The sequence below is a fragment of the Sphingobium sp. genome, assembly GCF_049304695.1.
Taxonomy (GTDB): Bacteria; Pseudomonadota; Alphaproteobacteria; order Sphingomonadales; family Sphingomonadaceae; genus Sphingobium.
Window position 1 is genome coordinate 1 of record NZ_JBAQOK010000099.1, and the last position, 6,537, is coordinate 6,537.

The following is a 6,537-nucleotide window of genomic DNA, read 5'->3' on the forward strand; positions in this document are numbered from 1 at the left end:
GTGGTCCAGTATCTTTGGCGATGCGAAAATGACCACCGCCCTGCTGGATCGCCTCACGCATCATTGCCACATCCTTGAAACCGGCAATGACAGCTTCCGCTTTAGGGCCAGTTCCGCCGCCCCAAAATCCAGAAAGGACAAATCAGCCGCTTGACCCTGCTCGTCGCAGGCAGCACATCAACCACGCCCACCCGCGTCACTTCTCAATGAAAATCCCGGGTCACTTCTCAGTGCAACTCAACACATTAGCACTGTGCGAGCTCGAACCCGCACTATGCGGCGCATAGGTCAATTCGACACTCGCACTGTGCGCGGCATGGTTCAAATCTCCTGCAGCACTATCCCCCTCGCCGTCCAATGCCACAATCCACCTCGCTGATTACACACCGCCGCGGTCTCAGATTTTTATAGCCAATCGTCCATGTGGGATGCTCGCATCGCTAACCGCTGGTCGATCAAGTACAGCAAAGCCAAGGTCAGGGAGGGCGCCGACCCCAAAGCGGCCAAGCCGGTCGATATCGCCATCCCGATGTTCGGCTACAAAAATCATGTCGGCATCGACAAAACCCATGGGCTGATCCGAACCTGGGATGCCAGCGCTGCCAATGCCCATGACGTCGCACGGCTGCCGGTTCTGATCAGCAAGGATAACACTGCCTCCGGCGTCTGGGCTGATACCGCCTATCGATCCAAGAAGAACGAGACGTTCCTGGCGGATGGCATGTTCACCAGCCACATCCACCAGAAGCGAAAGCCGCGGCGACCGCTGCCCGAACGGATCGCCAGGGCCAATACCAGGCGCTCAAAGATCCGCGCGCAGGTCGAGCATGTGTTCGCCGGGCAAAAGCACCGCATGGGCCTTGTCGTGCGCACCATCGGCATCGCCCGCGCAACCATCAAGATCGGTATGGCCAACCTTCTATAACTTCCAGCGCCTGGCCTGGCTCGAGGGGCGAACTGCGCCTGCCTGATGCAAACGCCGCCCCCCACCGGCAACGGCGACATCGAAATTACCCAAAAAATACGCTGCCACATCCTGCCAACACGGGACCTGCCGTTAGTGCCGCCGTCACCCTATCAAAATCCAACAATTTTTCGAGGCGTCCAGGTGTCCGGCTGTAGATTTGACTTTGTTTAGCCCGTCCGCATCTCGCCAGTAGTCTTATAAGGCCTACACCAATTTTCTAAATCCAAATAATACCCTGCACTTTTGGCAGATCTAGACACGATCTATTGCGCAGCCTGATTATGCATATGGTTGTCTATTGCCTCATCGATACTATCATAGAAGGTCAGCTGCCCCTTATACAGAACAGCGCCTCGCTCGCAATAACTGCGTAACGTACCTGGATCATGGCTGATCATCAGCAACGTTCCTGTTTGTCGACGATAATGCAGTGCGTCCTCACACCTTTGCCTAAACCTCTCATCACCAGCAGCTGTTACCTCATCAACTAAGTAACAGTCAAATTCTATAGCTAGTGACACCCCAAAAGCCAATCTTGCTAGCATTCCTGCCGAATAACTATATATCGGCTGATAAAAATATGATCCTAACTGCGCAAAATCTTCTACATATTCCAAAAGTTCATCCACGTCCTTATCATATATTCGCGCAATAAATCGAGCATTATCGGCACCAGTCAAACTTGACTGAAAACAACTAGCATAGCCTATTGGCCAAGAGCAGCTAACACTTCTCTCTATTCGTCCAGACGTTGGAGACTCTACTCCAGAAATAAGGCGCATGAGTGTTGATTTGCCTGCACCATTGCCGCCACATATCCCTAGACTAGTTCCGGTAGGAATCTCGAAGTTCAGATCACTGAAGACATTCTTCTGGAACTTGCGAATATGATATGTTTTTGAAACATTTCTGAATGTTATCATTGTCCAACCATGAAATTGCGTCTATCATGAAAATAGGTAAAATTCCATCCGACTGCTGTGACGCCATTTTCCACTAAGGAGATATCAATGGCTCCCTGATTGTCCATTATAATCCCGATATGTCCATTGATTTGCTGATGTTCGGACCACTGTTTCAATCTCGTCATCATGCTGCCGCTTTATACAGCCACGCAAGCGTATCGTCGATCAAGTACGGCTGCCAATCAGGCAGAGTGTTACGCAACAGAGTTGCGTCCCCACCCAGAACCTCCACATCGCCCTTGCGAACAAAGGCCGGATTGACCTCAACCTTGACCTCGTGACCGCTTAACGCCGTCAGCTTTTCGATGATGTCACCGATAGAAGATACGCTGCCGGTCGCCATATTCACCACAGCGGGTACGGTTGGCGCCATCACTAATCCGGCATAAGCCTCAGCAACTGAACGCACGTCACCAAAATCACGTTTAACCCAAGTGTTTCCGAGTTCGATGACTGGCGCACAACGTTGAAAATGATCAACAATTTTGGGAACCAGATATTTGGTTTCCTGACCTACCCCCGTGTAGTTGAATGGTCGCGTAACGACGATGTCCAGCCTGTCCGCCCACAGGCTGGATCCCAGTTCCATGGCATATTTGCTGGCGGCATAATGATTTGCCGGATTGGCCACCGCGTTCTCGGTAATTAGTCCTTCAGCATGAGGACCATATATCTGAGCGCTTGAAGCGATTATGCATCGCGCGCCTTCCTGCTTGCGCGCAACAGCATCGAGAAGGTTGAAGGTACCCAACTGATTGGTGAGGTAAAAAGATTGCCAATCAGCGGCGTGAACAAAGGCACGAGCCGCCAGGTGGACCACCCGGTCAAACTTTGCCTCGCCTACCGCTTGATCAACAGCGTCCTTATCGCAGAGGTCCGCGGTCAGCGCGACCGGCGTTGCCCCTACCCTCTTAAGCGCAGCGGCAACAAAGCGACCGGTAAATCCTGTCGCCCCAGTCAAAGCCACCCGCATCAAAAGGACCAACCAGCAGTGTTGCGGCGCATATCGGCTTCCACCATCAGGCGCGCCAGTTCCTCCAGTTCCACAACCGGCTTCCAGCCCAGGTCGCGCTCCGCCTTGCCTGGATTGCCGATCAGCAAGTCGACTTCGGCAGGCCGGTAGAAGGTCGGATTGATACGCACCCGCGCATGGCCGCTTTTGGGATCGACGCCGACTTCATTTTTTTCCTTTCCTGACCATTCGAGAACAACCCCGATCTGGGCAAAGGCTAGTTCAACGAAATGGCGAACCGTTTCGGTACGATTGGTTGCAAGCACATAGGTATCAGGCACGTCATGCTGAAGCATCAGGCGCATGCCCTCGACGTAATCCTTGGCATAGCCCCAGTCGCGCTTTGCATCGAGATTGCCAAGTTCAAGAATATCGGCCTTGCCCTGCGCAATCTTGGCAACGGTGTCGGTGATCTTGCGCGTCACGAACTCTCGGCCACGCAGCGGCGATTCATGGTTGAACAAAATACCGCTTGTAGCAAAGATATCGAAGCTTTCCCTATAGTTGACTGTCAACCAATGAGCATAGAGCTTTGCCACGCCATAAGGGCTGCGAGGATAAAAAGGCGTATCTTCGACCTGCGGAATAGCCTGCACTTTGCCAAACATTTCGGACGTGGACGCCTGGTAGAAGCGGATATCTTTGTTCACCGTCCGGATTGCTTCGAGAAGATAGGCCGCGCCCAGCCCGGTGATCTGACCCGTGGTGATGGGCTGATCGAAGGAAACGCCCACAAAGCTTTGCGCGGCAAGATTGTAGATTTCCGTCGCTTCCGACGTCTCGATCAGCCTTATGGCCGAGCCCATATCTGTCAGATCATATTCGACCAGCTTCAAATTCGGGTGATTGGTTATGCCAAGTTCATCAATGCGCCAGAAATTGACCGAACTTGTACGTCGATAGGTGCCGTATACGGTATAGCCCCGGTTCAAGAGATTTTCTGCCAAATAGGCGCCATCCTGGCCGCTGATTCCGGTAACTATAGCGTTTTTTGACATATATTCGTCCCTTGCTGAATTGACCGTCTAGTAGAGCTAATAAATCGCGATGGCCAGAGGCAAGCGCGAAGCGCACATGGGCAATCTCGCAGTTTAACTGCCAAATTATGCCGAAAAGCCTGTTCCTAAAACGTCAGCCACATGTTAGATACCAAAAGGATATCATATAGCTATCGGATTGTTAAACGATAGCCGATAGTTATACAACTATCTTATGCCTACTATTGCCTTCATCAGTCCCAAAGGAGGCGTCGGGAAAACCACTGCTGCTGTCCTTCTGGCCTCCCAGCCAGCCCGAGGCGCCAAGGTTTCCGTGATAGACGCCGATCCTAATCATCCTATCGCCGCATGGGCCAAAGACGCAGCGCTACCGGACAATCTGTCGATTATCGCTGATGTTGATGAGGATAATATTCTCGACTGGATCGAGGAGGCTGCGGCGAAGACGCCCTTTGTCATCGTCGATCTGGAAGGGACTGCGGCCAAGATCGCGATGCTGGCCGTCATCCAGGCGGATCTGGTGATCATCCTGATGAAAGGGTCGCAACTCAACGCGGAGCAGGCGAGCCGGGCGATCCGAGTGCTGAAGCAACATGAGAAGATGACCGGTCGGGCCGTCCTCTATGGCGCGCTGCTGTCGCGGAACAGCCCGATCATCCGCACGCGGGCCATGGGGCATATCCAAGATGGGCTGGTCGATTCCGGCGTGCCGATGTTCAAGGCGCAATTGCATCAGCGCGAGGCCTTTCGCGCCATCTTCTCCTTCCGCCAGACACTGGAGGAACTGGACTCCAAGAATGTGTCCAACCTGGACAAGGCGATCGCTAATGCCGAGCAGTTCGCCGTCGAAGTGATTGAAACATTACGCGCGCAATGCAGCGCGGCAGCCAAAGCGCATGAGGTGGCGGCATGAGCAGCGATCCCTTCGGCAATCTGGATGATTTCGGGACGGACAATGCCACCGAGGCCGTACCTACCGGAACGATCGATAAAATTGCGGCAAACAGTGGTTTCCCAAACCGAAAGGCTGGTACCGCGACACCGCGTGAGACAGCGAGTCAGACAGGTCAAACGCCGCACCCCTCCCCTGCCCGTCAGCCGCGGCGACATGTGACCGGGCGTAATCGCCAGATCAACATCAAGGCGACCGAAGATACGATCACCGAACTCTATCGTATCGCCGATGCCATGAACCTACCGCTGGGCGCGGTTTTGGAACAGGCTCTGGCAGCGCTGGCGGCGCAGCGGGAAGAAAGACGTATCGGATAGCTATCCAATAGCTATCCGAGCCTAAAAATCATTTGTTTGCTGTTTCGACCGCGATATGTCGGCAAGTCTGATGCAGCATATCGATCATGAATCGCCAGACATTCGCGACGTCGCTCTGATAGCTCATGTCAGATTCTTCATGACCGACGTGACGGATGATTTCTGACCCGGCTTCGGTTTTGGCTTGGTTGGGCTCATGCAGCGCGTCGATCACCGTCATGACCTGAGGTATGTAAGTATGCATCCGGTTGAGCTTGCGATTACCCACAAGTGGCAAGCTCCGCGCCTATTTGGATATCGACGAGGCGTCGTAGGCCGCGCCAGACAAGGGTGTTGCCAGGCGGTGGGTCGGACGTCCGCGCGAGATAACCGCCAAGGCGGGACAATTTGGTGAGATATAGCTGGAGCGTTCCCGACTTTGCTCGGCGGTTCCCGCTATCGGTAACGAGGCGGTCGAGGATTGCAATTTCCGTTGCTGTAAATGCGATCGCCGGATCGGCATCGGGGGCAGCACGTGCCATCATGGTCATCCACATCACGCGCCAGCTAACGATACAAAACAGCGCGACAAGGTTGGCTAAACGATCGGCGGTGCGGAGCTTCGCATCTTCAGCACGACATCCTGACTTCAGAATCTTATGAAAAACTTCGATCTTCCAGCGCGTCGAATACCAACGTATTTTCTCGATCGCTGCGTCGAGGTCGGCAACTTCCAGATCGGTGACGAGCTTCCACAGTATCGGCTTCCGGCCCAATGGGACACCGACTTCCGACGCATGGATCACCGTCAGATCGAGCGCCGGGTAGCGCTTTTGCTTCCCGATCGGCGGGCAGACGTGGATTCGTTTGTACCGTATATCAAGGGTCACACGTTCGACCGTGTCATTATCGACCCTCACTTCGATGCTACGTATGCCCGCGCTTGGAGCCTCTTGCATTTCGATTTTCACGGTGTGATCGCCGTTGCCAGCGAGCCTGTCGACAACGGTGCGGACGACGAAGTGAGTGCCGAGATCTTTGGCGAGGCAGTAGAGTTCGTAAATGTCGCTCTCTCGATCGCCGACATGGACACACCGATCCGGCTGCCCCAACAGAGCGACTGACTGGCGAAGATTATCGAGCCAACGAACGCTCTCCTTCGCTTCGATCGGAACCCGCGTCGGGTTTATTCTCCGCTTGAGCTGGGCAGTGCCCTTGAACTGGACTTGTAACGGTTGTATAATCGCATCCCTCCAGTCAAGCGTGGCTAGCATGGGAAGGCTGATCGCGTCGGGCAGTGCGTCGACACGTTAATCAACCTTGTGCTTGTTTTTCTCAATGCGGCGT

8 protein-coding genes and 1 pseudogene are annotated in these 6,537 nt (G+C 54.0%); 4 read left to right on the top strand and 5 right to left on the bottom strand.

The features are described from left to right. Positions 1 to 154, top strand: a 154-nt coding sequence (locus tag WA070_RS20600) for an ATP-binding protein (protein WP_422635783.1), incomplete at its 5' end; no start/stop codon positions are given. Positions 155 to 445: 291 nt separating this feature from the next. Beyond that, positions 446 to 971: pseudogene (locus WA070_RS20605) on the top strand (transposase); the annotation flags it as partial. 259 nt (positions 972 to 1,230) lie between these two features. On the opposite strand, the gene WA070_RS20610 reads toward WA070_RS20605, so the two are convergent. The 3 genes from WA070_RS20610 to gmd all read right to left on the bottom strand — a co-directional run bounded on the left by WA070_RS20610 (position 1,231) and on the right by gmd (position 3,942). Then, positions 1,231 to 1,890 carry an ABC transporter ATP-binding protein gene (locus WA070_RS20610; RefSeq protein ID WP_422635776.1) on the bottom strand — a complete coding sequence of 220 codons (660 nt, stop codon included), beginning with the start codon at positions 1,888 to 1,890 and terminating at the stop codon, positions 1,231 to 1,233. A 166-nt stretch (positions 1,891 to 2,056) separates the two neighbouring features. Next, positions 2,057 to 2,917, bottom strand: a complete 861-nt coding sequence (locus WA070_RS20615; RefSeq protein WP_422635777.1) for a GDP-mannose 4,6-dehydratase — start codon at positions 2,915 to 2,917, stop codon at positions 2,057 to 2,059. After that, positions 2,905 to 3,942 (bottom strand): GDP-mannose 4,6-dehydratase, encoded by a 1,038-nt coding sequence (gene gmd / locus WA070_RS20620; protein ID WP_422635778.1) that lies wholly within the window; start codon positions 3,940 to 3,942, stop codon positions 2,905 to 2,907. Before gmd ends, WA070_RS20615 begins: the two co-directional genes overlap by 13 nt. A 214-nt stretch (positions 3,943 to 4,156) precedes the next feature. On the opposite strand from gmd, the gene WA070_RS20625 reads away from it, so the two are divergent. Together WA070_RS20625 and WA070_RS20630 are read left to right on the top strand one after the other, a co-directional pair. Beyond that, a complete protein-coding gene (locus tag WA070_RS20625; RefSeq protein ID WP_422635779.1) occupies positions 4,157 to 4,855 on the top strand; it encodes an AAA family ATPase in 699 nt (232 codons plus the stop codon). Beyond that, positions 4,852 to 5,211 (top strand): hypothetical protein, encoded by a 360-nt coding sequence (locus tag WA070_RS20630; protein WP_422635780.1) that lies wholly within the window; start codon positions 4,852 to 4,854, stop codon positions 5,209 to 5,211. The genes WA070_RS20625 and WA070_RS20630 overlap by 4 nt, the downstream gene beginning before the upstream one ends. 28 nt (positions 5,212 to 5,239) lie before the next feature. On the opposite strand, the gene WA070_RS20635 is transcribed toward WA070_RS20630, so the two are convergent. Both WA070_RS20635 and WA070_RS20640 read right to left on the bottom strand, forming a co-directional pair. Then, positions 5,240 to 5,431: a hypothetical protein gene (locus tag WA070_RS20635; protein WP_422635781.1), complete on the bottom strand. Its 192-nt coding sequence runs from the start codon at positions 5,429 to 5,431 to the stop codon at positions 5,240 to 5,242. A gap of 40 nt (positions 5,432 to 5,471) precedes the next feature. Next, positions 5,472 to 6,464 carry an IS4 family transposase gene (locus WA070_RS20640; protein WP_422635782.1) on the bottom strand — a complete coding sequence of 331 codons (993 nt, stop codon included), beginning with the start codon at positions 6,462 to 6,464 and terminating at the stop codon, positions 5,472 to 5,474. Positions 6,465 to 6,537 lie beyond the last annotated feature (73 nt).